The sequence below is a fragment of the Massilia frigida genome, assembly GCF_011682175.1.
Lineage (GTDB): Bacteria > Pseudomonadota > Gammaproteobacteria > Burkholderiales > Burkholderiaceae_D > Telluria_A > Telluria_A frigida.
In genome coordinates this window covers 34,546-57,210 of record NZ_WHJG01000033.1, presented here as the reverse complement: position 1 = coordinate 57,210, position 22,665 = coordinate 34,546, and the positions used below count along the sequence as shown (strand labels likewise).

Here is a 22,665-nt window from a genome sequence, read left to right as displayed (position 1 = left end):
CGTGAGGATGTCCACGCCTGTGCGGGACGCCGCTCACGGCACCGGTCAAAAAAAGAAGAAGCGGATTTTCGCAGAAATGGCGGCAATCCGGTGAAAAACTTTTGCTAGATTAACTACAAGCGGACCGTAGTGTCGCACAACAGGGGCGCGCGTGCGGCGCGCGCGCCAAACGCCGTCTTTTTAGTGGGCCGCGGCCGCGCCGGCGCCCATCAGCGCACCGATCGGATCGACGTGCAGCCAGGCGAACACGCCGAGCAAAATGCCGACCGCGGCGACCGCGTAGGCGCCGATCATCAGCCATTATTTACGCGTCAGCAGGGTGATCGCCGCCAGCGAAATGGCGATCTGTTCGGCCGTGGTGGCCAGCGCCCACTGGTGATGCTGGTGCATCTTGGCGTCGGACTTATGATTCCACTCGTCGGCCTTGGCGTCGAGCGCTTCGGCATCCTTGCGGATGTCGTCTTTTTCAAGCTTGTAGCGCGCCACGTCGGCCTTGTATTTTTCCGGGTCGACGCCGGGCAGCACCATCGCCAGTTCGGCCAGGTTCTGCTTGTTCGCTTGGCCTGGTAGTAGTTCCAGCTGTTGGCGGCCTTGGTCTTTTCGATCGCGGCGTTATTCTTGAACAGCGCCGCATCGTTCTGGGTGGCGCCGCCCTGGTAGCCGAACATGGCGCCGACCGTGGCCAGCACCGCCGTCATCACCGCGATATTGTTGGAGAAGGTGTCGCTGCCGTGGGCGGCGTGTTCGAGCGCGTGGTCGTGCGGTCCGTGTACGTGAAAACCGTGTCCTGACATGGGAATTAACTCGCTTTACTATAAGTGACGAAGGCGTAATCGAAGCCATTGCTGGCCGAATGGTGTGGTTCGCGCGCGGTCTCGGTCCATGCGGCCGGGTCGAGCGGTGGGAAAAAGGCATCGCAGGCGAAGCTGTGCGCGATCTCGGTGACGATCACCTGCTGCGCCAGGTCCAGCGTCTGCGCATACACCTGGGCCCCGCCGATGACGAAGGCCGAAGCGTCGCCAGCGCCATCGCCGCCTTGCACCAGCGCCAGCGCCTGCGGCACCGAAGCTGCCCGTTCCACGCCCTCATGGAACCAGTCCGGATTGCTGGTAATGACGATATTGCGCCGGTTCGGCAGCGGGCGGCCGATCGACTCGAAGGTCTTGCGGCCCATGATGATCGGGTGGCCCGTGGTCAGGCGCTTGAAGTGCGCCAGGTCTTCCGGCAGGCGCCAGGGCAGGGTGTTGTCGATGCCGATGCCGCGCGCGGCGTCCATCGCAACAATGAGTGAGAGTGTTGTCATAAGGCCTCGGTGTTTCCAAACAAATCAGAAGGTGCTCATTATCATGCAAATCGGCGACTTCGCGAGATTTTGATCTGTCGAATGCCCTGTTGAGCCGTTGCTTCGCCCCGATGTTTCAAATTGAAAAGTCACAAACTCTCACACCTTGTTTTGTTGTAAAGCATTAATTACAAAGGGGAAATTGGCAAATTAAAAATTAAGTGTTGGGATAAAACGTCACGCATTAATTTCTGTATGGCAACTGCGTTCCTGTGCTGTATCGTATTCCAACACTCGCCGCAACATGGATGGATAGCGCAGGTTTTTCTTGTCAGATTGCAAGACGATGACTGCCGGGACCGCGCAGCGGGTGCCCTATTTTGGAGATCAGATGAAGCACCCACTCAGTAACAGCAACGGCGCCCGCCCGCGCGCCACGCTGGCATTACAGGATGGCACCCTGTTCGAAGGCAGCGCCATCGGTGCCATCGGCCACACCAGCGGTGAAGTCGTATTCAATACCGCCATGACCGGCTACCAGGAAGTGCTGACCGATCCGAGCTACACGCGCCAGATCGTCACGCTCACCTATCCCCACATCGGCAACACCGGCATCAACAGCGAAGACGGCGAATCGGCGCGCGTGCAGGCCGCCGGCCTGATTATCCGCGACCTGCCTTTGCTGGCCTCGAATTTCCGCTCCACCCAAAGCCTGTCCGACTACCTGGTGCAGCAGGGCGTGGTGGCGATTGCCGACATCGACACCCGCAAGCTGACCCGCCTGCTGCGCGAAAAAGGGGCGCAGAACGGCGCCATCGTGGTCGGCGGCGAGCCGGGCCAGGCGCTGGCCCTGGCACGCGCCTTCCCCGGCCTGGAAGGCATGGACCTGGCGCGCGTCGCCTCGACCAGCGCGCCCTACGAATGGACCGAAGGCCTGTGGCAGCTGGGCGCCGGCTACGCGCCGCTCCCGGCCCCGCGGCTGCACGTGGTGGCCTACGACTACGGCGTCAAGACCAATATCCTGCGCATGCTGGCCGGGCGCGGCTGCCGCGTCACCGTGCTGCCCGCGCAATCGAGCGCGCAAGAGGCGCTGGCGCTGGCCCCGGACGGCATTTTCCTGTCCAACGGCCCGGGCGATCCGCAAGCCTGCGACTACGCCATCGAGGCCGCGCGCACCCTGATCGACAGCGGCACGCCGGTGTTCGGCATCTGCCTCGGGCACCAGATCATGGCGCTCGCCTCGGGCGCGCGCACGGTCAAGATGAAGTTCGGCCACCGCGGCGCCAACCACCCGGTGCAGGACCTGGCCAGCGGCAAGGTCGCCATCACCTCCCAGAACCACGGTTTCGCGGTCGATGCGGCCACCTTGCCGGCCAACTGCCGCGTCACCCACGTGTCGCTGTTCGACGGCACGCTGCAAGGCTTCGAGCGTCTCGACAAGCCAGCCTTCTGCTTCCAGGGCCACCCCGAAGCCTCACCCGGTCCGCACGACCTGGCCGTACTGTTCGACAAATTCGTTACCATGATGGAAAGGCGTAAACATGCCTAAGCGTTCAGACATCCGTAGCATCCTGATTATCGGCGCCGGCCCGATCGTGATCGGCCAGGCTTGCGAATTCGATTATTCCGGGGCCCAGGCCTGCAAGGCGCTGCGCGAGGAAGGCTACAAGGTCATCCTCGTCAACAGCAACCCGGCCACCATCATGACCGACCCCGAAATGGCCGATGCCACTTACATCGAGCCGATCGCCTGGGAAGTGGTGGCGCGCATCATCGCCAAGGAGCGTCCCGACGCCATCCTGCCGACCATGGGCGGGCAGACCGCGCTCAATTGCGCGCTCGACCTGCACCGCCACGGCGTGCTGGCCGAATTCGGCGTCGAACTGATCGGCGCCACGCCGGAAGCGATCGACAAGGCCGAGGACCGCGCCAAGTTCAAGGCCGCCATGACCAGCATCGGCCTGGCCTCGGCCCGCTCGGGCGTGGCCCACAGCATGGCCGAAGCCTGGGAAGCGCAAGGTGCGCTTGGCTTTCCGGTGGTGATCCGGCCCTCGTTCACGATGGGCGGCAGCGGCGGCGGCATCGCCTACGATGCGGCGCAGTTCCACACCATCTGCCAGCGCGGGCTGGAACTGTCGCCCACCAACGAACTGCTGATCGAAGAATCGCTGCTCGGGTGGAAAGAGTTCGAGATGGAAGTCGTGCGCGACAAGCTCGATAACTGCATCATCGTCTGCTCCATCGAAAACCTCGACCCGATGGGCGTGCACACGGGCGACTCGATCACCGTGGCGCCGGCGCAAACGCTGACCGACAAGGAATACCAGATCATGCGCAACGCCTCGGTGGCGGTGCTGCGCGAAGTGGGCGTCGACACCGGCGGCTCGAACGTGCAGTTCGCGGTCAATCCGGCGGACGGGCGCATGATCGTCATCGAAATGAACCCGCGCGTCTCGCGCTCGTCGGCGCTGGCCTCCAAGGCAACCGGCTTTCCGATTGCGCGCGTGGCCGCCAAGCTGGCGGTCGGCTTCACCCTCGACGAACTGCGCAACGAGATCACCGGCGGTGCCATGCCGGCCTCGTTCGAGCCGTCGATCGACTACGTGGTCACCAAGATCCCGCGCTTCGCCTTTGAGAAATTCGCCGGCGCGGACGAGCACCTGACCACCCAAATGAAATCGGTGGGCGAGGTGATGGCGATCGGCCGCACCTTCCAGGAATCGTTCCAGAAAGCCTTGCGCGGGCTCGACATCGGCGTCGACGGCGTGCGCCGCGACGGCATGCAGACCGGGCGCGCCGTGATCGAAGAAGAATTGTCGAAACCGGGTCCGGACCGCATCTGGTACGTTGGCGAAGCCTTCGCCCAGGGTTTCACCCAGGATGAAGTGCATGCGTGCAGCGCCATCGATCCCTGGTTCCTGGCGCAGATCCACGACCTGGTCGAGGTCGAGCAGTGGCTCGAACAGCAAACCCTGGCCACGCTCGACAAGCCGGTCATGTACCGCCTCAAGCAGCAGGGTTTCGGCGACCGCCGCCTGGCGGCGCTGCTGGGCGCCACCGAACAGGCGGTGCGCCAAGCGCGCCACGCGCTCGGCGTGCGCCCGGTGTACAAGCGGGTCGACACCTGCGCGGCCGAATTTTCGACCAGCACCGCCTATCTGTACTCCACCTACGATGAAGAATGCGAAGCGGCGCCTAGTACGCGCAGCAAGATGATGGTGCTGGGCGGCGGCCCGAACCGCATCGGCCAGGGCATCGAATTCGACTACTGCTGCGTGCACGCGGCGATGGCCCTGCGTGCCGATGGCTATGAAACCATCATGGTCAACTGCAATCCCGAAACCGTCTCGACCGACTTCGATACCTCCGACCGCCTGTATTTCGAGCCGGTGACGCTGGAAGACGTGCTGGAAATCGTCGCCCTCGAAAAGCCGGCCGGCGTGATCGTGCAGTACGGCGGCCAGACTCCGCTGAAGCTGGCGCTGGCGCTGGAAGCGGCCGGCGTGCCGATCATCGGCACCTCGCCCGACATGATCGACGCCGCCGAAGACCGCGAACGCTTCCAGCAATTCCTGCAAAAGCTGGACCTGCGCCAGCCGCAGAACCGCACCGCGCGCACCGAGGTCGACGCGGTGCGCCTGGCCCATGAAATCGGTTATCCGCTGGTGGTGCGTCCCTCGTATGTGCTGGGCGGGCGCGCCATGGAAATCGTGCACGAGCAGGCCGACCTGGAACGCTACATGCGCGAAGCGGTCACGGTCTCGCACGATTCGCCGGTGCTGCTGGACCGCTTCCTGAACGACGCCATCGAGATCGACGTCGACTGCGTGTGCGACGGCGCGCGCACCCTGATCGGCGGCGTGATGGAGCATATCGAGCAGGCCGGCATCCACTCGGGCGACTCGGCCTGTTCGCTGCCGCCGCATTCGCTGAGCGCCGCCACGGTGGCCGAGATCAAGCGCCAGACCGCCCTCATGGCGCTGGAACTGAACGTGGTCGGCCTGATGAACGTGCAGTTCGCGGTCCAGCAAAAGCGGGTCGACGGGCGCGTGCATGACGTGGTCTACGTGCTCGAAGTGAACCCGCGCGCCTCGCGCACCGTGCCGTTCGTGTCCAAGGCGACCGGACTGCAACTGGCGAAAATCGCCGCGCGCTGCATGGCCGGCCAGTCTTTGGCGAGCCAGGGCATGCTGGAAGAAGCGGTGGCGCCGTGCTTCAGCGTCAAGGAAGCGGTGTTCCCGTTCGCGAAATTCCCCGGCGTGGACACGATACTCAGCCCGGAAATGCGCTCGACCGGCGAAGTGATGGGGGTCGGCCCGACCTTCGGCGAAGCCTTCTTCAAGGCCCAGCTGGGCGCCTCGGTCAAGGTGCCGCGCGCCGGCCTGGTGTACCTGCGCGTCAAGCGCGGCGACCAGGCGCGCGCGGTGGTGCTGGCGCGCCAGCTGCTCGGTGCCGGCTTCACCCTGGGCGCCAGCCTGGTGACGGCCACCGTCATCCGCGCCGCCGACCTGGAGGTGGAGGATATCGAGGATGCCGTCATCCTGGAACGCCTGGCCGCGCGCCAGATCGCCATGATGGTCCTGACGGTCGATGAAAAACGCAGCGCCGTGGTGGCCTCGCGGCCGCTGCGGGTGGCGGCGCTGGCGGCCGGCACAGTAGTGTGCACCACCATCGCCGGCGCCGAATGCATGTTCGAAGCGGCCCGCCACGCCGACAGCTACGGCCTGGCCTCGCTGCAGGAACTGCACGCCAAGCACCCCGAGGCGGCACCGGCGCCGCCCGCGCGCGCGCTGCCCAGCGCCGCCGACCTGGCGGCGGCGTCCACCGTCCTGCCCGAGCGGCGCGCACGTTCGCGCGAACGCACGGCCGGCGGCACGCCGCTCAAGCTGTTCATCCGCCAGCCGTTCACCGAGTCGGACGCCGAGCAGCAGCGCCTGATCGGCGACATCATGGACCTGATCGACAGCGCCAACGGCATGCCGCACCCGTTCGACTACCTGACCGGCACCCGCGCCGAAAGCGCGGACACCTTCAAGAAGTCGTTCGAACGCGATTACCACCTGCCGTTCACGCCCAAGAACTTCCGCGACCACCGTCTCGGATTGCTCGACCATGCCGATGCGGTGGTCAATATCCGGGTCGGCATGAGCGAAAGCAGCGCCTTCGAGCTGGGCTACCACATCTTCAAGGGCCGCTGCACGCCGGTACTGTTCCTGGTATGGAAGCACGCACCGATCAAGACCACCCTGATCCGCGAGCTGCAAGACCTGTGCGACGTGACGTATCTCGAATTCGAGCACGTCGACGAGCTGCGCAAGGGCATCCACGCATTTTTCAGCACCATCCGGCACGGCGCAAGCACGACCACCACTTCGTAGTCATACAAGGAGGAACGCATGTTCGATAACATGAAAATCAGGACCCTGGTGATGGGAGTCCTCGGCTTCCTGATCGTGCTGATGGTTACCATCGGCGCGATGGGGATCTACAGCGGACGACATTCGGTCGGGCTGGTACGCGACGTCACCGTCGAAGACCAGCGCAACACCAATGTACAATCGGCCATCCGGCTCGAAATGGAACTCAATCGCAGCCAGATCCTGCAAGCGCTCCAGCACAATCCGGTGCTGAGCTGGGCGCAACTGCACGACCACGCGCTGACGGTCCACTTCGACCAGATCGACGCGATCGCCGGGCGTACCGCCAAGCGCTGGGAAGAGTACATCGCCGGGGTCAGGTCGCCCGAGGAAAAGCGCCTGGCGCAGGAGTGGTATGCCAAGAGCGACGGACTGGGGATCGAGAACGTGCGCGCGGCGGCGGCCTTCATCAAGGCCGAGAAATGGGACGACGCCGAGATGGTCCTGATCAAGAAGATCAACCCGGGCTACCGCATCGGCGACGCCACCCTGGCCACGCTCAAGGAACTGGCCGACAAACGCGTCAAGGCCGATGACGAGATGGTCAATTCCAGCCTGGCGCGCATCGCGTACGGCATGATGGGCATCCTGGTGGTCGGCGTGGTGCTGGGCATGGCGGTGGGCTGGACCCTGGTCAAGGCCATTTCGGCACCGCTGCAGGAAGCCATGCAGATCGCCATGCGCGTCGCCGACGGCGATCTGACCGGACAGATTGTCTCGCACGGGCGCAACGAGATCGGCGCCTTGCTGGGCGCGATGGCCAAGATGAAATCGAACCTGGCCGACATCGTCTCGGAGGTACGCAGCAGCACCGACACCATTTCCAGCGCATCGAGCGAAATCGCGGCCGGCAATACCGACCTGTCGGACCGCACCAGCTCCCAGGCCAGTTCGCTGGAGCAGACCGCCGCCTCGATGGAAGAATTGACCTCCACCGTGCGCCAGAACGCCGACAATGCGCGCCAGGCCAATGTGCTGGCGATGTCGGCGTCGGAAGTGGCCAGCAAGGGCGGGCTGGTGGTGGCGCAGGTGGTCGAGACCATGGGCTCGATCAATGCCTCGTCGAAGAAGATCGTCGACATCATCGCCGTCATCGACGGCATTGCGTTCCAGACCAATATCCTGGCGCTCAACGCCGCCGTCGAAGCGGCGCGCGCCGGCGAACAGGGGCGCGGCTTTGCGGTGGTGGCATCCGAAGTACGCAACCTGGCGCAGCGTTCGGCCGGCGCCGCCAAGGAAATCAAGGAACTGATTGGCGATTCGGTCGAAAAAGTCGACAGCGGCGCCAAGCTGGTCGACCAGGCCGGCCTGACGATGCAGGAAATCGTCACCAGCATCCATCGCGTGACCGACATCATGGGCGAAATCACCACCGCCAGCGCCGAGCAGACGGCCGGCATCGACCAGATCAATGAAGCGGTCGGGCAGATGGACTCGATCACCCAGCAAAATGTGGCGCTGGTGGAGGAAGCGGCGGCCGCCGCCGGACTGCTGCAAGAGCAGGCCGGCACGCTGACCCAGGTGGTCAGCGTGTTCAAGCTCGATGGCAGCCGTGCAGCGGCAGCGCCAGCGCGCATGGCGCCGCCGCGCAAGGCCGCGCCGGTAGCGCCGCGCTTGGCGGGCAAGAGCGCGCCGGTCGTCAAGAAAGCCGCCGCGCCCAAGCCGGCCCCGCAAAAGCGCGCCGCTACCACGGCCGCCGAATCGGATTGGGAAGAGTTCTGATCGGACCCGCAGGCCCATGGCGGCGCCCGCGCCGCCATGGGCCTGCGCGCCGGTATCATGATGCCGGCCATATTGTATGTGGACTATTGCACAAGCTTGTCGCGGTGCCTGGCATAAGCGACGGCAGTGTACTGGCATTCGACCGTCCCCACGACCGCCTGTATGCGGGCGCGGGAAGCACTGTCCGGGTGCTGGAGCGGGCCAGCAAACCGGGTGAGGATGGCCAGGTAGCGCCGCTGGCGAACAACGCCGGTTCCCTCGCGGTGATCAGCGCTTTCGCATTCTGAGGCAAAGGGCGGCGCCTGCGCAATGGCGGGCGCCGCCCCGGTTCACACCGCGACCGGCGCCTTGATGGACGCGTGCGATTCGTAGCCGACGACCTCGAAGTCCTCGAACTTGTAGTCGAACAGCGAGTCCGGCTTGCGCTTGATGACCAGGCGCGGCAGCGCGAACGGTTCGCGCGAGAGCTGCAGGTCGACCTGCTCCATATGGTTCGAGTACAGGTGGCAGTCGCCACCGGTCCACACGAAGTCGCCTACTTCCAGGCCGGCTTGCTGCGCCAGCATGTGGGTCAGGATCGCGTACGAGGCGATATTGAACGGCACCCCCAGGAAGATATCGGCGCTGCGCTGGTACAGCTGGCACGACAGCTTGCCGTCGGCAACATAAAACTGGAACAGGGCATGGCAGGGCGGCAGCTTCATGTTCGGAATGTCCGCCACGTTCCAGGCCGAGACGATCATGCGGCGCGAGTCGGGCGTATTCCTGATCTGGTCGAGCACCTGGCTGATCTGGTCGATGTGCTCCCCGCTTGGGGTGGGCCAGCTGCGCCACTGATAGCCGTAGATGGGACCCAGGTCGCCATTGGCGTCGGCCCAGTCGTCCCAGATGCTCACGCCATGGTCCTTGAGGTAGCCGATGTTGGTGGACCCCGCGAGGAACCAGATCAGCTCATGGATGATGGATTTGAGGTGCACCTTCTTGGTCGTCACCAGCGGGAAACCGTCTTGCAGGTTGAAGCGCATCTGATGGCCGAAGACGGAGCGGGTACCGGTGCCGGTGCGGTCGGTTTTTTCGGTGCCATGGTCTTTCACATGGCGCATGAAGTCGAGGTATTGGCGCATCGCTAAAACTGCTGATTATAACTCACTGGCCGGCCAGGCCCCTGGCCAGCAGCTCGATGCTGTCGCGCACGCGCTGGTCGGGCAGGCCGGCCAGGTTCTCGCCCACGTACAGCTCCACGATGCTGGTATCGGCCAGGGCGCCCGGCGCGGCGCGGCCGAACAGCCACACCTGGTGGTCGTGCGCGACGCGGTTGCGGATCTCGATTGCGCGTTCGCGGCTGACCGGCAGGTGCAGATGCAGCATGTTGGCCTGCGGGCGGGCCGGATTGATGCGGATGGCCGGATAATCGCGCAGCACCTCGTACAGCCACTCGGTGCGGCGGAAATAGTGCGGCATGGCGGCGATGCGGGCATCGAACTGCATCGCCGCCGACACCACGTAGGGCGAGCGGTGGATCACATTGCCGCCCTGGCGCCGGAACCACTCGGCCGCGCGCTCGACGAACGAACGGCTGCCGGCCAGCATGGCGCCACCCAGGCCGCCGATGCCCTTGTACAGCGACACGTAGACCGAATCGAAGCCGGCGGCGATCTTGCGCGGCGTGCGCTTGTAGGCGGCGGCCGCCTCCCACAGGCGGGCGCCGTCCATGTGCAGGTGCGCGTTGCGGGTGCGGCAATGGGCCTTGATCGCATCGAGCTGCTCCCAGTCCGGATTCTGGCCGCCGATTTCGCGCATGGGCACCTCGATGGCGACGGCGCCCAGTTTATCGGGAAGCGCGCGCAAGTCGGCCGCCGTCCACGGGCGATGGCGTTCGCCCGCCACTAGCGCGTGGAAGTGGCCGAGCAGCTGGTAGTTCGATTTTTCGTGGACCAGGATGTGGGAGGTCGGATGGAGCGCCACGAGGGTGCTGGCGCGGTCCTCGCAAGCCAGGCGCAGCGCCGTGACCTGGGCCATGGTTCCGCTGATGCAGAACACGGCCGCCTCGAAGCCGAGCAGGGTGGCGATTTTCTCCTCGAACTGCTCGACCAGCGCGCCGTTGCCGTAGACATCATGTGCGACATGATTATCCTCGCACCACGCGGCCATGGCCCGGAACGTCTCGGCCGGCGTACGCGCCCGATGGCCCGGCAGCACCGTATGGCAGTGTTGAAACAACTCGGCATCCGTCAAAACACACTCCTTCGGCAACTAATTCCCCAACCGGGGTCTGACCTCTGACTCGAAATTTTGCAAAATCGCGAACAGGCCCGGTTTGCAAAGATGTTCTTTAATACTGTTCAGTCCTCGCATTGCGTTCAAACCCCGTGTTTGGTCGCTTTTCTCCGTCAGAGTATTGCGTCGGTAAAAAGTTTTGAGTCAGAGGTCAGACCCCGGTTAGGAAAAGTTTCGAATCAGAGGTCAGACCCCGGTTTGGGGGTCAGGCGGCTTCGTGGGCGATGTGGATGTTGTGGAACTGCAGGGCGGCGAGGTTGGCGTAGATGCCGCCCAGCGCCACCAGCGAGGCGTGCGTGCCGGTTTCGACGATCCGCCCGTCTTCCATGACGATGATGCGGTCGGCCCGCTGCACCGTCGCCAGGCGGTGCGCGATGATGACCGTGGTGCGCCCGACCATCGCCGCTTCCAGCGCACTCTGGACCAGCCGCTCCGATTCGGCATCGAGGGCACTGGTCGCTTCGTCGAGCAGCAGCAGCGGCGGGTTTTTCAGCAGCGCGCGTGCAATCGCGATCCGCTGACGCTGGCCGCCCGACAGCCTTACCCCACGCTCGCCCAGGAACGATTTGTACCCCTGCGGCAGGCGTTCGATGAATTCGTGCGCGGCCGCCATGCGCGCGGCGGCAATCACTTCGGCGTCGGTGGCGCCGGCACGCCCGTAGCGGATGTTTTCCATGGCGTCGGCCGAGAAGATCACCGTGTCCTGGGGGACGATGCCGATCGCGTCGCGCAAGGCGTGCAGGTCGAGCCGCTTGATGTCGACGCCGTCGAGCGTGATGGTGCCGCTTTGCGGGTCGTAAAAGCGCAGGAACAGCTGGAACAGGGTGGTCTTGCCGGCACCCGACGGGCCGACCACGGCCACCGTTTCACCCGGCGCGATCGATAGCGTCAGGTGCCCGAGCGCCGCCGTTTCTGGCCGCGACGGATACGAGAAGGTGACGTCGTTCAGGGCCAGCGCGGCGCCGGTGGCGGTGCGCGCGGGCAGGGCGACCGGCTTGGCCGGGTTCTGGATCGAGGATTGTACCGACAGCAGTTCGAGCAGGCGTTCGGTGGCGCCGGCGGCGCGCTGGGCTTCGCCCATCACTTCGGACAATGCGCCGATCGAACCGGCCACGATCGAGGCGTACAGAATGAACTGGCCAAGGTCGCCGCCCGTCATCGTGCCCTGGAGGACGGCGTGGGCGCCCAGCCACAGCACGAACACGATGGTGCCGAACACCAGCACGATGGCCAGCATCGTGAGCAGGGCGCGCGCGCGGATGCGCCGCATCGCGGTCTGGAAGGCGCCTTCGACCGATTTGCCGAAGCGCGCCGATTCGATTTTTTCGTGCGTGAAGGCTTGCACCGTCGGCATGGCGTTGAGGATTTCACCGGCCATGGCGGAGGCGTCGGCGATGCGATCCTGCGAGTCGCGCGAGAGCTTGCGCACGCGCCGCCCGAACAGCACGATCGGCACCACCACCAGCACCAGCAGTCCCAGGATGATGGCGGAGAGCTTGACGCTGGTTACGAACAGCATCACCAGGCCGCCCAGGAACAGCAGCACGTTACGCAGCGCCATCGAGATGCTGGTGCCGACCACCGCCTGGATCAGGGTGGTGTCGGTGGTGATGCGCGAGAGGACTTCGCCGGTCTGGGTGGTTTCGAAAAATTCGGGACTTTGCTCGACCACGTGCTGGTACACGGCACTGCGGATATCGGCGGTGACGCGCTCGCCCAGCCACGAGACGGTGAAGAAGCGCGCGGCAGTAGCCACGGCCAGCACCGATGCCACGCCGAACAGGGCGAGGAAGGTGGCGTCGACATGGCGGATGCTTTTGGGCCCGGCCGAGGCGCCGAAGCCCAGGTCGATCATCTGCTTGAAGGCGGCCGGAATCGCCAGCGTGGCGCAGGCGGCGACCACCAGCGCGATGCCGGCCATCAGGAACTGGCGGCGGTAGGGTCGGAGGAACGGGAACAGGCCCTTGAATGCGGCGAGACTGCCTTTGCGGTTCGATTCGGACTGCGTGCTGCTGGTGGAGCTGTTGGTCATCGTGTCAGTGCTTCAGTGTTCGTTTTTTAAAGTTTCATCGCGCGGTCGTAACCGGTCATTTCAAGGTACCCCTGGCCGGCTTGCACCCCATCGCGCTTGACCGTGACCGCGCCTTCCCAGTACACGGCGCCGGTCGAGCGCCGCGAGTCGAGCTCCTGGTCTTGCTGCAGGGGGGTGATCTGCCAGTTGGTGGCGCCCGTCGTTATTTGCGTCGCCACCGGGTAGACGGCATTCGTGCGCGGCGACTTCCAGTGGGCCTGCGGCGTAAATGCCACGTCGCCGGGGGCATATTGCGTCACTTTGCCGGCCGCGTCGCGCAGTGTCGCGTGCGCCCATAGTTTACCACCTTGTTTGCTGCGGATCTGGAAAGCCATCAGCGCCGAGCCGTCCGCGAGATTGGCGCCGACCCAATCCCAGCCCTGGGTGTCGGGCGGCAGCGCTTCGGTGGACCATTCGTGATCGAGCCAGGCGCTCCCTTCGACCGCGTGCGCGGCGCCGCCGCCGGCAGCGGCCATGCCGCGTACCTTGAGCTGCGGTTCGCTGTAGTAGTAGCTGGCGTGCCGGCCTTGCGCACTCTTGGGCGAGTAGCCTTGCTCGCCCTGCGCCAGCACCGGCTGGGTCGGCGCCAGGGTCAGGTTCAGGGTCAGGTGCGGCGAGACGATGCTCACCTGGTAGCTGCCGTCGGCCGCGCGCAGCATGCGCCAGTCGTCCAGTTTGAGGTCGGTGGTGCCGGTCTTGGCGTGCGCCAGGCCGAAGCCTTCGCGCACGGTGCGCTGGTCGTGCACCAGTTTGCCGAGCGCGGGGTCGGACAGCGCGGCGTGGCCGATCACCAGCTGCTTGGGTGCGAACGCGCTCGGATTGGCGCGGTCATGCCCGGTGGCGCTGCGGAAGAAGGTGACCTGGAACCCCAGCGGCTTGCCGTCGCCGGTCTTCAGCCAGCCGGTGACGTACCACCATTCGGTGCGGTAGTCGGGATGGGCGCCGTAGTCCGCCGGGAAGGCAAGCGCGCGCCCGGGCGCGACAAGCCCGAACACCGGCGGGGCCGCCTGGCAGGTGTGCGCCGCCGCCAGCAGCAGCGCGAAAATGTATCGTTTCACCAGTCCTCCCTGACTGCTCGAATAGGTCCGCCCGACAGGGCGAAGCGCCCCGACACCAGCGCGGTTGCGACCGACGCCACCAGCAGCACGGCAGCCACGCTGCCCACCAGCGTCCACGGCACATGCAGCTGCATCGACCAGTGGAACGATTGCGGGTTGACCACGTAGACCAGGATCGTGCTGATGATGAAGCCAAGACCGAAGCCGCAGGCCACGCCCAGCGCGGTCAGCGCCCCGCCTTCCAGCGCCAGGATGCGCAGCACCTGCCCGCGCGTGACGCCCACGTGGCGCAGCATGCCGAATTCCTTGGCGCGCGCCAAGGTCTGGGCCGAGAAGGTGGCGGCCACGCCGGCCAGGCCGATGGCGATGGCGATCGCTTCGAGCACGTAGGTGACGGCGAAGCTGCGGTCGAAAATGGTCATGCTGAGCGCGCGGATATCGCCCGGCTTGGCGAAATCGAGGGTGCGCCCGAAGGGCAGGGCGCGGATCTGCTGTTCCAGCCGGTCGGCCGTGGCGCCTTTGGCGACCCACATCGCGGCATCGTTGACGTGCATGTCGCCGGTCAGGGCGCGGTAGTCGGACAGGCGCATCTGCACCGAGCCGGCCTGGGTGGCGTAGTCGCGCCACACGCCGGCCACGAAAAAGTCGCGCAGGCGGCCGGCAAGGGGCATGCGCAGCACGCCGCCGGCCTTGACGCCATACAGGTCGACCATCGCTTCGGACACCCACACCGGCACCGCGCCGTCGGGCACCGGGACCGTCGCGCCACGGATCAGGATCGTGCGCGACGGGTCGGCAGCGTCGATGGTGCGCGCCATGAGCAGCACGTCGGGCCGGGCCGGGTCGAGCGACACCTGGCGCGAACGCAGGAAATCGACGCGCGCGGCGCCCGGCAGCGCGCGCAGCGCGGCCTGTTCGGGCGGACCCAGGCCGCCGGCGCTACCGCCGCTGGCAATGCGCACATACAGGTCGGCCGGCAGCAGCTGCACCAGCCAGTCGTCGAGCGAGACGCGAAAGCTGGAGACCATGATCGCCATCGCCACCATCAGGCTGAAGCTCGATAGCACGCCGCCCAGGGCGATGGCGGCCTGGCCGGAGGCGTTGGCCAGGCGCGCCATGGTCAGGGCCAGCACCGGATGGCGCACATTGCGGCGCATCGCCACGCGGTTGACCAGGCCGAAAAGGGAGGCGGCCAGGCGCGGCATCAGGCCGATGCCGCCGATCAGCAGCAGGCCGATGGCGGCGTAACCGAACAGGGGCAGCTCGAACACGGGCGGCGCGAACGCCATGGCGCCAGCCAGCACGATGCACAGCACCGATGGCCAGATGCGCGCCAGGCGCGCCAGCGCGACTTCGTCGGTACCCGATTTGAGGGCCACGGCGGGCGCCGCGCGCGAGGCTTCGAAGGCGGGCGCCATGCAGCCGAGCAGGGCGACGCCCAGGCCCAGGGCAAAGAAAACCACGGCTGCCACGGGGGTGAACTGCACCGCCGGACGCGCCCCGGTAAAGTAGCCGGCGCCCAGGTCGCCGCCAAAAAAGTGCAGGGCGGTGGCGGCCAGCGCGTAGCCGGCACCGATGCCGGCCAGCGCGCCGATGAGACCCAGGCTGGCGCCTTCGAGCATCACCTGGCGCAGCAGCTGGCCGCGTTCGACGCCAAGCACGCGCAGCAGCGCGAACTGGCTGCGGCGCCGGATCACGGACAGTGCCTGGGTCGAAAACACCAGGAAGGCGCCGGTGAACAGGGCCACCAGGGCCAGTACCGTGAGGTTGACGCGGTAGGCGCGGCTCATGCCCTGGTTGCGGCTTTCGGTGTCTTCGTCGTTGGGCTGGCCGACATTGAAACGGCCGGGGAAATCGCGTTCGAGTTCGCGCGCCAGCGCGCGCTCGAAGCTGTCGCGGTCGATGCCGTCGCGCAGGCGCAGGTCGATGCGGGAAAGCGTGCCGACCTTGTCGAAGCGCCACTGGGCCGCGCCGATGTCCATCACGCCGATGCGCTGGCCGGGGCGCGCCTGTTGCAGGCCGCCGGCCACGCGCAGGGTGAAGTCGCGCGTGCCCGAACGCAGCTGCACGCTGCCGCCGCGCTGCGTCTTGAGCCAGCTCATGGCCGCCGGCGACAGGAACACGGCGTCGTCGGCCAGCACGTCGGCCATGTTCTCGCCATCGGTGGCGCCGAGCAGGCCGGGCGAAACGAAACCGGCGCGAAAGGCGTCCAGGCCGATGATCTTGAGATTGCCCTGGGCGCCGGGCACGCCGGCGTTCAGGGTCAGTACGGGCGAGGCCACCGCCACCGAAGGGTGCCCGGCCAGGCGCGGATAAATCGTTTCGTCGAAACCGCTTTCACGTGCCGATACCTGGATGTCGGCCTGGCCCGACAGGCTCTTGACGGCCGCCGAGAATTCGTTGAAGGCGGAGGCGTTGATCAGGTGGATGGCAAACCCCATGGCCACGCCGACCGCGATCGCCGCCACCGCCAGCAGGGCCCGCACCGGGTGCGCGCGCCACTCGCCCAGCAGCAGCCAGCGTGACAGGGTCTTCATTGACGGCACGCGGCGTCGCGCGCCCGGGCCGTGTTCAGTGCGCGCTGGTCGCGCTCGGCTTTGCCCATGCCGCCGGCCTTGGCGGCTTCGGCGGCCAGCCGCTGTTGTTCCTTCGACTGTTGCTGCTGCGCGCTGGCGCACGTCGCTTGCCGCGCGGCGGCGGCCCGGTTGGCGCGGGCGTCGGCGCGGGCCGCCTGCGCCTGCCTGGCATCGCGCGTGGCGCGTTCTTTTTGCAAGCGGGCCAGCAAGTCCTTCTGGCGCTGCGCTTCGCGGGCCGCGTTTGGATCGGGCGCGGGCGCCGCGTCGAGCTGGGTGCTGTTGCCGCTGGCGCAGGGCTGGTCGGCGTAGATGACCTTGCCGCCAGTGCTGCATTTATAGATGGGGCCGGCATGCGCGGCGCCGCCCAGGGCGCACAGCGCCAGGATGTGCAGGGGATGTAGCATGATTGCTCGCTCCGGATTCACAGGATTTTTCCAGGGTTCATAATGCCCAGCGGGTCGAGCGCCGCTTTGATGGCACGCATCATGTTCAGTTCCACATCCGATTTATATCGCTTGAGTTCGTCTCGTTTGAGGGCGCCAATGCCATGCTCGGCCGACATCGAGCCGGCGTACGCCGCCACGCTGTCGTGCACGATGCGGTTGAGCGCGTCCTGATGCGCCAGGAAATCCTCGTGCGGGGTGCCCGGCGGCGGCGCCACGTTGTAGTGCAGGTTGCCGTCGCCCACATGGCCGAAGCAGACCAGCTGGCAGCCGGGATAGGCCGCCAGCACTTTGGCGTCGGTGCTGTCGATGAAGTCGGCAATGCAGGACACCGGCAGGGCGATGTCGTGCTTGATGTTCTTGCCGGCCGCCGCCTGCGCCAGCGGAATGTGTTCGCGCAGTTGCCACAGGGCCAGCGACTGGGCCACCGAGGTGGCGACCACGGCGTCGTCGGCGATGTCCTGGGCGATGGCGTCGGCAATGGTGTCTTCCAGCAGGCCAACGGCATGCTGTTCCGACTCGCTGCTCGACAGTTCCAGCAGCACGTACTGGGCGTGGCGCGTCACGAACGGCTGCGCCAGGCTGGGGAAATGGGTGGCGACCAGGCGCAGGCAAAAGTCGGACATCAGCTCGAAGCCGGTCAGGCTGGCGCCGCAGCGGTCCTGGGCCAGGCTCAACAGGTCGAGCGCCTGGCGCGGCGCGGCAATCGCGACCAGCGCCGTGATCGAGGCCTTCGGTTGCGGGAACAGGCGCAGCACGGCGCCGGTGATCACGCCCAGGGTACCTTCGGCGCCGATGAACAGGTCGCGCAGGTCGTAGCCGGTATTGTCCTTGCGCAGGGCGCGCAGGCCGTTCCAGAGTTCGCCCTGGGCGGTGACCACTTCCAGGCCCAGGCACAGTTCGCGGGTGTTGCCATAGCGTAGCACGGCGGTGCCGCCGGCATTGGTCGACAGGTTGCCGCCGATACTGCAACTGCCTTCGGCCGCCAGCGACAGGGGAAACAGGCAACCGGCGGCGGCGGCCGCTTCCTGGATGGTTTGCAGGATGCAGCCGGCGTCGACCGTGATGGTGCGGTTGACCGGGTCGAGCGCGCGCACCCGGTTCAGGCGCGCCAGCGAGAGCACCACCGCGCTGCCGCTGGCGTCGGGCACGCTGCCCAGCACCAGGCCGGTCTTGCCGCCCTGCGGCACCAGCGGCACGCGGTGCGCGGCGCAGGCGTGCACCAGTTGCGCCACCTGGCCCGGGTCGGCCGGACGCAGCACCGCCAGCGCGCGCCCGGTGAAGCGGCCGCGCCAGTCGGTCAGGAAGGGCGCCATGTCGGCCTCGCTGGTGAGCACGTGGGCCGGGCCGGCGATGGCGCGGCAGCGCTGCAGGAAGCCGTTGCCCGGCGCTGTACTGTTCAAGGAGTTCACTTCGTCGATTTGGTGCAGTTCACCTTCTCCAGCAATTCCTTGGCCATCTTTTTCGCGGCCTTTTTATAGGGGCGCAGGTACAGCAGCGCGCAGGCGAAATAGACGAACACGAGCACGATTTCGCCGAGCGCCATCATGCGCGATTCCGGCAGCTTGTCGCTCCAGGCGCGCACCACGCCTTCGGTGAAGTACAGCAAAATCACCATCGACGACCATTGCAAGGTGTAAATATCGCGCTTGATCACGCCGCCCAGGGGAATCAGCAGGGGCAGGGCCTTGAGCGCCAGGATCCAGCTGCCGGGGCGCAGGGGCGCGACCACGATTTCCCAGGCCAGCAGCCAGGCGATCAGCACCGCCAGGCTGGCGATGGCGCCGATGTGAAAGTACTTGGGCGCTTGCATCAGGAAGCTCCGTGCAGGCGGGCGGCGGTTTCCGCCAGGCGGCGGCCCATGGCGATGGCGAGCCGTTTTTCATCCTCGCTGACCGCTTTGTTGCCGTCGACCCCGGCCCAGTGGGTGGGGCCGTAGGGCGTGCCGCCGCTGGTGGTGGTCATCAATTCCGGGTTGCTGTAAGGCAGGCCCATGATCATCATGCCGTGATGTAAGAGCGGGATTATCATCGACAGCAGGGTCGATTCCTGGCCGCCGTGCAGGCTGCCGGTGGAGGTGAACACGACCGCCGGCTTGCCCGACAGGGTGCCGGCCAGCCATTCGGCGGCGGTGCCGTCCAGAAAATATTTCAGGCTTGACGCCATGTTGCCGAAGCGCGTGGGCGAGCCCAGCGCGAGGCCGGCGCACTCGGCCAGGTCCTGCGCTTCCACATAGGGGGCGCCGGCCGGCGGGATGGCCGGCTCGGTGGCCTCGGTCACGGTGGAGATGGCGGGCACCGTGCGCAGGCGCGCATCGACCCCGGGGACGCTTTCGATACCTTGGGCAATCAGTTCGGCCAGCTTGCGCGTGGCGCCATGGCGCGAGTAGTACAAAACGAGAATAATCGGATTGGTTTGGTTCATCGTTGGTATTATAGGGCGCTTTACAGGGTTACATCGGCGCAGCCGGCGCGTTTTTCACGCGTTTTCACGATACATGCTTTCAAAAACCGTCCATTCGATTTCCCGATCCACCAGCGAAATGATCAATAGCAGCGTCGATATGGTGCGTGGCCTGACCTGGAGCGAAGCGCGCGACTTGCTGCGCTTCGCCCGGCGCCGCCTCAACGAAGAGAAATTGCCGCAGGTGGCAGGCAGCCTCACGTTCACCACCACGCTCGCACTGGTGCCGCTGCTGACCATCGTGCTGGCCATTTTCACGACCTTTCCCGTGTTTAGCAATTTCCGAGTGGCACTGGAAGCGTATTTCGTCCAGACCCTGATGCCCAAGGCCATCGCCAACACCATCACCGGCAACCTGACCCAGTTCGCCAGCAAGGCCAAGAGCCTGTCGGCGGTCGGCGCGGTGGCGCTGGTGTTGACCTCGGCGGCGATGATGAACATGATCGAGCGCGCCTTCAACCAGATATGGCGCGTGCGCGAAGTGCGTCCGATCGGCCAGCGCGTGACCATTTACTGGGCCCTGGTCACGCTCGGCCCGCTGCTGTTCGGGTTGTCGCTGACGGCCACCTCGCAACTGTTCATGGCCACCAGCGCGCTGGCCAGCAACCTGCCATTCCTGAGTACCCTGTTCTACACGGCGGCCTCGGTCGGGCTGACCACCGGTGCCTACACGCTGCTGTACATGACGGTGCCGAACCGCTTCGTCGACTGGCGCGATGCGGTCTGGGGCGGGCTGGTGGCGGCGGTCGCCTTCGAGCTCGCCAAGCGCCTGTTCGCCATGTTCGTCAGCCGCTTTCCGACCTACGCCATCATTTACGGCGCGCTGGCGGCGCTGCCGCTGTTCCTGCTGTGGATTTACGTGTCGTGGATGATCACCCTGGTCGGCGCCTTGCTGACCGCCGCGCTGCCGATCGTCAAGTACGAACGCTGGTGGTATGAGCCGGTGCCGGGCGGCGCCTTCGTCGACGCCATGGCCATCCTCAAGGTGCTGCACGGCCGCGCCCAGGTGAGCGATACGGCGCTGGTGTCTTCCGCCGCGATCCGCGCGCATACGCGCATCGGCTACGATGAAATGACCACCTTGCTCGAACAGATGCTGGCGGTGGGCTGGGTCGGGCGGGTGCAGGCGAACGTGACCACCCGTTCACGCTGGGGCAAGCGCGCCATCGAAAGCGCCGAGAACTGGGTCTTGCTGGTCAATGTCGACAAGCTGCGGCTGGCCGATGTGTACCGCCTGTTCGTGTTCGGACGGACCGCGATCGATGCGGCCGTGGCCATCGACCTCGACAAGGATACCGAGCTCGACAAGAACTCGCCGATGACGCTCGACGGCAGCGCGCTGGCGCGCCAGGTGGAGTGCGCGGTGGAGGATGGTTTACATCAAACCCTGGCGCAGCATTTTGCCGCGCCGCTGGCGCCCGCGGCGCGCGCCTGAAAGACAGCGCCGGGCGCCAGACTTGCCGGCACGGTGCTGAACTTCAGGCGCCGTGTGCATCGATCAGATGGCGTTGGCCATGGCTGGCGTTGCCCGCTTTGCACGGCGGCGCATCGCGCCAACGGCTAGCAAGCCGACACCGAGCATCAGGTAGCTGTGCGGTTCGGGCACTGCCGTGATCGCGAACTTGGTGTCGGGGGTCATCATATAGATGGTGTAAGAGCCCTCGCCAAGATCAAAGAAATGGCCCCAGAAGCGCTAGTCGGGTGTCACGGCAATACTATCGGAAATGCTTCCGCCATCGGACGGAGGGGTGCCATTTCCTATCTGTTGGCTGTAGCTATACCAGAGAGTCAATGCGCCTTTTGGATCGTAATTAAACTCCGACAACGTACAGCGAATCGATGGATCTTCTCCACAGTGCTGTACCGCCGGGAATCTGTAGGTGAACGATTTCACTTCTGGCAAAGTGAATACGCCGTCGCCGTTCAGATCATCGACGATAAACTTTCCCCCGGTGCTTACGTTGGCATCCCAGACCCCGTCCAAGCTTGCTCCGGTGTAGCTAAACTCATAAGCCTGCTCGGCGGCCTGGCTGTTCAGTGCGCTTAGCGCAAGCAGGCAGGCGGCGATTTTCCTCAGCATGGGTATTTTCCTGAGTTTGTTAAAATAATATTGTAGTCCAAGCAGCAAAAAACGCGGAATAAACCTACAAATTTTCAACTTTTTATCGCCGTGGACGAACGGGAATTCACAGGTGGAGTGCTGGACGTTGACCATGCCCGCACTACCAGCTCAGCTTCCCCGTCAACATCTGCCAGTACATCACCCAATCGCCCATGAAGGAATACAGCGGCCGTGCAAACGAGGCTGGCCGGTTCTTTTCATAGAAAAAATGCCCGATCCAGGCGCCGCCATAACCCGACACGAGCGCCGCCAGGATCCACCACGGATTCATGCTGTCCACATACTGCACCAGCGCCGCGAGCGCCGACGAGCTGCCGATAAAATGCGCCCGCCGGCACAGCACGGTCGCGTGCTGCGTCAGGTAGTAAGGATAAAATTCGGCGAAGCTGGCGTGGCGGGTCGGCATGCGGCTCTCCTGGCGGATTTACGCGGGCGCGGTGGCGAACCCGAACAGCGCGTCCAGCACCGCGTCGGGCTGCTCGGCCATCAGCTGGTGGCCGGCATCGACCTGGAGGACTTTGCCGTGGGCGATGGCGCCCGTCAGCAGTTTTGTCGAGCGCGGCGGCGTCATCATGTCCTTGCTGCCGAAGATGAACAGGGTAGGGCAGCGCACCGTCTCCGCCGCGGCCTGGCCGTTGGCGTAGGCATTGCAGGCGTAAAAGTCGGTGTAGAACAGCTGGTCCGGATTGATGACCGACATGCGCTGCATCAGCCGCCGCGCGCCGCCCATGGTGTAAAACCCCGGTCCGGGACACGATGGCTTTTGCGCCATCGACGAGTGCGAGAAAATATTGACCATGTCGATCGCAGCCTGCTCGTTGTTCCTGGCCGTATCGAGCAGCGCGTCGGACACCTTCATCGGATAAGTGGTGCCGAGCAGCGCCAGATGGCTCACGCGCGCGGGCGCCCGGAACGCCGCTTCGAGCGCGATCAGGGAGCCCATGCTGTGGCCCGCCAGCACGGCGCGTTCGACGCCCACGGCATCGAGCACCGCCAGCAGCCAGGTCGCCATTTCTTCCACGCTGTGCAGCGCCGCGCCCCTGCTGCGCCCGTGGCCGGGCAGGTCCACCGCCAGCACATTGAAGCCGTGGTGCGCGAAATAGCGCGACTGCAAGGCCCACACCGAATGGTCGTTCTGGGCGCCGTGGATGAAGACGATGGTCGGCTGGGCCGCGTTGAAGGCCTTGCCGCCGGTGTAGCAGTAGGCGTCGAAGCCGGGAAGGGTGCAGATCAT

At 65.6% G+C, this 22,665-nt stretch carries 19 protein-coding genes and 1 pseudogene; 5 read left to right on the top strand and 15 right to left on the bottom strand.

Annotation, left to right across the window (positions count from 1 at the left end; genetic code table 11):
• Window positions 1–180: 180 nt before the first annotated feature.
• Window positions 181–794, bottom strand: a pseudogene (locus F2P44_RS36215) (DUF4337 domain-containing protein).
• 5 nt (window positions 795–799) lie between these two features.
• On the bottom strand, window positions 800–1,303 hold the full coding sequence (locus F2P44_RS25285; RefSeq protein ID WP_167090530.1) for a dihydrofolate reductase: 504 nt from the start codon (window positions 1,301–1,303) through the stop codon (window positions 800–802).
• A gap of 370 nt (window positions 1,304–1,673) precedes the next feature.
• Between F2P44_RS25285 and carA the strand changes: the two genes are divergently transcribed.
• The 4 genes from carA (at window position 1,674) to F2P44_RS25265 (ending at window position 8,708) form a co-directional block, all read left to right on the top strand.
• Window positions 1,674–2,831 carry a glutamine-hydrolyzing carbamoyl-phosphate synthase small subunit gene (gene carA, locus F2P44_RS25280; RefSeq protein WP_167090528.1) on the top strand — a complete coding sequence of 386 codons (1,158 nt, stop codon included), beginning with the start codon at window positions 1,674–1,676 and terminating at the stop codon, window positions 2,829–2,831.
• Window positions 2,824–6,660 carry a carbamoyl-phosphate synthase large subunit gene (carB, locus tag F2P44_RS25275; protein WP_167090526.1) on the top strand — a complete coding sequence of 1,279 codons (3,837 nt, stop codon included), beginning with the start codon at window positions 2,824–2,826 and terminating at the stop codon, window positions 6,658–6,660. The genes carA and carB overlap by 8 nt, the downstream gene beginning before the upstream one ends.
• Before the next feature lie 18 nt (window positions 6,661–6,678).
• Window positions 6,679–8,421 carry a methyl-accepting chemotaxis protein gene (locus F2P44_RS36440; RefSeq protein ID WP_167090524.1) on the top strand — a complete coding sequence of 581 codons (1,743 nt, stop codon included), beginning with the start codon at window positions 6,679–6,681 and terminating at the stop codon, window positions 8,419–8,421.
• Between the two features lie 104 nt (window positions 8,422–8,525).
• Entirely contained in the window at window positions 8,526–8,708 is a 183-nt protein-coding gene (locus F2P44_RS25265) for a hypothetical protein (RefSeq protein WP_167090522.1), read from the top strand.
• A gap of 42 nt (window positions 8,709–8,750) precedes the next feature.
• On the opposite strand, the gene F2P44_RS25260 is transcribed toward F2P44_RS25265, so the two are convergent.
• The 9 genes from F2P44_RS25260 to wrbA all read right to left on the bottom strand — a co-directional run bounded on the left by F2P44_RS25260 (window position 8,751) and on the right by wrbA (window position 19,270).
• Window positions 8,751–9,545 (bottom strand): thymidylate synthase, encoded by a 795-nt coding sequence (locus F2P44_RS25260; RefSeq protein WP_167090521.1) that lies wholly within the window; start codon window positions 9,543–9,545, stop codon window positions 8,751–8,753.
• A 22-nt stretch (window positions 9,546–9,567) separates the two neighbouring features.
• Window positions 9,568–10,656 carry a threonine aldolase family protein gene (locus F2P44_RS25255; protein WP_187363423.1) on the bottom strand — a complete coding sequence of 363 codons (1,089 nt, stop codon included), beginning with the start codon at window positions 10,654–10,656 and terminating at the stop codon, window positions 9,568–9,570.
• 247 nt (window positions 10,657–10,903) lie between these two features.
• Window positions 10,904–12,730 carry an ABC transporter transmembrane domain-containing protein gene (locus F2P44_RS25250; RefSeq protein WP_167090519.1) on the bottom strand — a complete coding sequence of 609 codons (1,827 nt, stop codon included), beginning with the start codon at window positions 12,728–12,730 and terminating at the stop codon, window positions 10,904–10,906.
• Window positions 12,731–12,756: 26 nt separating this feature from the next.
• Window positions 12,757–13,827: a lipocalin-like domain-containing protein gene (locus F2P44_RS25245; RefSeq protein WP_167090517.1), complete on the bottom strand. Its 1,071-nt coding sequence runs from the start codon at window positions 13,825–13,827 to the stop codon at window positions 12,757–12,759.
• A complete protein-coding gene (locus F2P44_RS25240) occupies window positions 13,824–16,364 on the bottom strand; it encodes an FtsX-like permease family protein (RefSeq protein WP_167090515.1) in 2,541 nt (846 codons plus the stop codon). Before F2P44_RS25240 ends, F2P44_RS25245 begins: the two co-directional genes overlap by 4 nt.
• Window positions 16,361–16,807: a DUF4124 domain-containing protein gene (locus tag F2P44_RS25235; RefSeq protein ID WP_167090513.1), complete on the bottom strand. Its 447-nt coding sequence runs from the start codon at window positions 16,805–16,807 to the stop codon at window positions 16,361–16,363. Before F2P44_RS25235 ends, F2P44_RS25240 begins: the two co-directional genes overlap by 4 nt.
• A gap of 17 nt (window positions 16,808–16,824) precedes the next feature.
• Window positions 16,825–18,249 (bottom strand): FAD-binding oxidoreductase, encoded by a 1,425-nt coding sequence (locus F2P44_RS25230; protein WP_229423745.1) that lies wholly within the window; start codon window positions 18,247–18,249, stop codon window positions 16,825–16,827.
• 5 nt (window positions 18,250–18,254) lie between these two features.
• The gene (locus F2P44_RS25225) at window positions 18,255–18,659 is read right to left on the bottom strand and encodes a DUF2069 domain-containing protein (RefSeq protein ID WP_167090511.1); all 405 of its coding nucleotides are present in this window, start codon (window positions 18,657–18,659) and stop codon (window positions 18,255–18,257) included.
• Complete coding sequence (gene wrbA / locus F2P44_RS25220; protein ID WP_167090509.1) at window positions 18,659–19,270, bottom strand: NAD(P)H:quinone oxidoreductase; 612 nt, start codon at window positions 19,268–19,270, stop codon at window positions 18,659–18,661. The genes F2P44_RS25225 and wrbA overlap by 1 nt, the downstream gene beginning before the upstream one ends.
• A gap of 118 nt (window positions 19,271–19,388) precedes the next feature.
• Between wrbA and F2P44_RS25215 the strand changes: the two genes are divergently transcribed.
• Window positions 19,389–20,744 carry a YihY family inner membrane protein gene (locus F2P44_RS25215; RefSeq protein WP_167090507.1) on the top strand — a complete coding sequence of 452 codons (1,356 nt, stop codon included), beginning with the start codon at window positions 19,389–19,391 and terminating at the stop codon, window positions 20,742–20,744.
• Window positions 20,745–20,807: 63 nt separating this feature from the next.
• On the opposite strand, the gene F2P44_RS25210 is transcribed toward F2P44_RS25215, so the two are convergent.
• From F2P44_RS25210 to F2P44_RS25195, 4 genes are read right to left on the bottom strand one after another with little or no spacing between them, the layout of a single operon-like run.
• Window positions 20,808–20,951, bottom strand: coding sequence for a PEP-CTERM sorting domain-containing protein (locus tag F2P44_RS25210; protein WP_167090505.1), 144 nt, complete (start codon window positions 20,949–20,951; stop codon window positions 20,808–20,810).
• 51 nt (window positions 20,952–21,002) lie between these two features.
• Entirely contained in the window at window positions 21,003–21,524 is a 522-nt protein-coding gene (locus F2P44_RS25205; protein WP_167090503.1) for a hypothetical protein, read from the bottom strand.
• A 7-nt stretch (window positions 21,525–21,531) separates the two neighbouring features.
• Window positions 21,532–21,837, bottom strand: a complete 306-nt coding sequence (locus F2P44_RS25200; protein WP_167090501.1) for an Mpo1-like protein — start codon at window positions 21,835–21,837, stop codon at window positions 21,532–21,534.
• Between the two features lie 18 nt (window positions 21,838–21,855).
• A complete protein-coding gene (locus tag F2P44_RS25195; protein ID WP_167090498.1) occupies window positions 21,856–22,665 on the bottom strand; it encodes an alpha/beta fold hydrolase in 810 nt (269 codons plus the stop codon).

What these genes read in the sequence shown, in the direction of transcription:
- F2P44_RS25285 (WP_167090530.1), bottom strand. Translation starts at nt 1,303, where the DNA reads ATGACAACACTCTCACTCATTGTTGCGATGGACGCCGCGCGCGGCATC.
- carA (WP_167090528.1), top strand. Translation starts at nt 1,674, where the DNA reads ATGAAGCACCCACTCAGTAACAGCAACGGCGCCCGCCCGCGCGCCACG.
- carB (WP_167090526.1), top strand. Translation starts at nt 2,824, where the DNA reads ATGCCTAAGCGTTCAGACATCCGTAGCATCCTGATTATCGGCGCCGGC.
- F2P44_RS36440 (WP_167090524.1), top strand. Translation starts at nt 6,679, where the DNA reads ATGTTCGATAACATGAAAATCAGGACCCTGGTGATGGGAGTCCTCGGC.
- F2P44_RS25260 (WP_167090521.1), bottom strand. Translation starts at nt 9,545, where the DNA reads ATGCGCCAATACCTCGACTTCATGCGCCATGTGAAAGACCATGGCACC.
- F2P44_RS25250 (WP_167090519.1), bottom strand. Translation starts at nt 12,730, where the DNA reads ATGACCAACAGCTCCACCAGCAGCACGCAGTCCGAATCGAACCGCAAA.
- F2P44_RS25240 (WP_167090515.1), bottom strand. Translation starts at nt 16,364, where the DNA reads ATGAAGACCCTGTCACGCTGGCTGCTGCTGGGCGAGTGGCGCGCGCAC.
- F2P44_RS25235 (WP_167090513.1), bottom strand. Translation starts at nt 16,807, where the DNA reads ATGCTACATCCCCTGCACATCCTGGCGCTGTGCGCCCTGGGCGGCGCC.
- F2P44_RS25225 (WP_167090511.1), bottom strand. Translation starts at nt 18,659, where the DNA reads ATGCAAGCGCCCAAGTACTTTCACATCGGCGCCATCGCCAGCCTGGCG.
- wrbA (WP_167090509.1), bottom strand. Translation starts at nt 19,270, where the DNA reads ATGAACCAAACCAATCCGATTATTCTCGTTTTGTACTACTCGCGCCAT.
- F2P44_RS25215 (WP_167090507.1), top strand. Translation starts at nt 19,389, where the DNA reads ATGATCAATAGCAGCGTCGATATGGTGCGTGGCCTGACCTGGAGCGAA.
- F2P44_RS25210 (WP_167090505.1), bottom strand. Translation starts at nt 20,951, where the DNA reads ATGATGACCCCCGACACCAAGTTCGCGATCACGGCAGTGCCCGAACCG.
- F2P44_RS25205 (WP_167090503.1), bottom strand. Translation starts at nt 21,524, where the DNA reads ATGGTCAACGTCCAGCACTCCACCTGTGAATTCCCGTTCGTCCACGGC.
- F2P44_RS25200 (WP_167090501.1), bottom strand. Translation starts at nt 21,837, where the DNA reads ATGCCGACCCGCCACGCCAGCTTCGCCGAATTTTATCCTTACTACCTG.
- F2P44_RS25195 (WP_167090498.1), bottom strand. Translation starts at nt 22,665, where the DNA reads ATGATCTGCACCCTTCCCGGCTTCGACGCCTACTGCTACACCGGCGGC.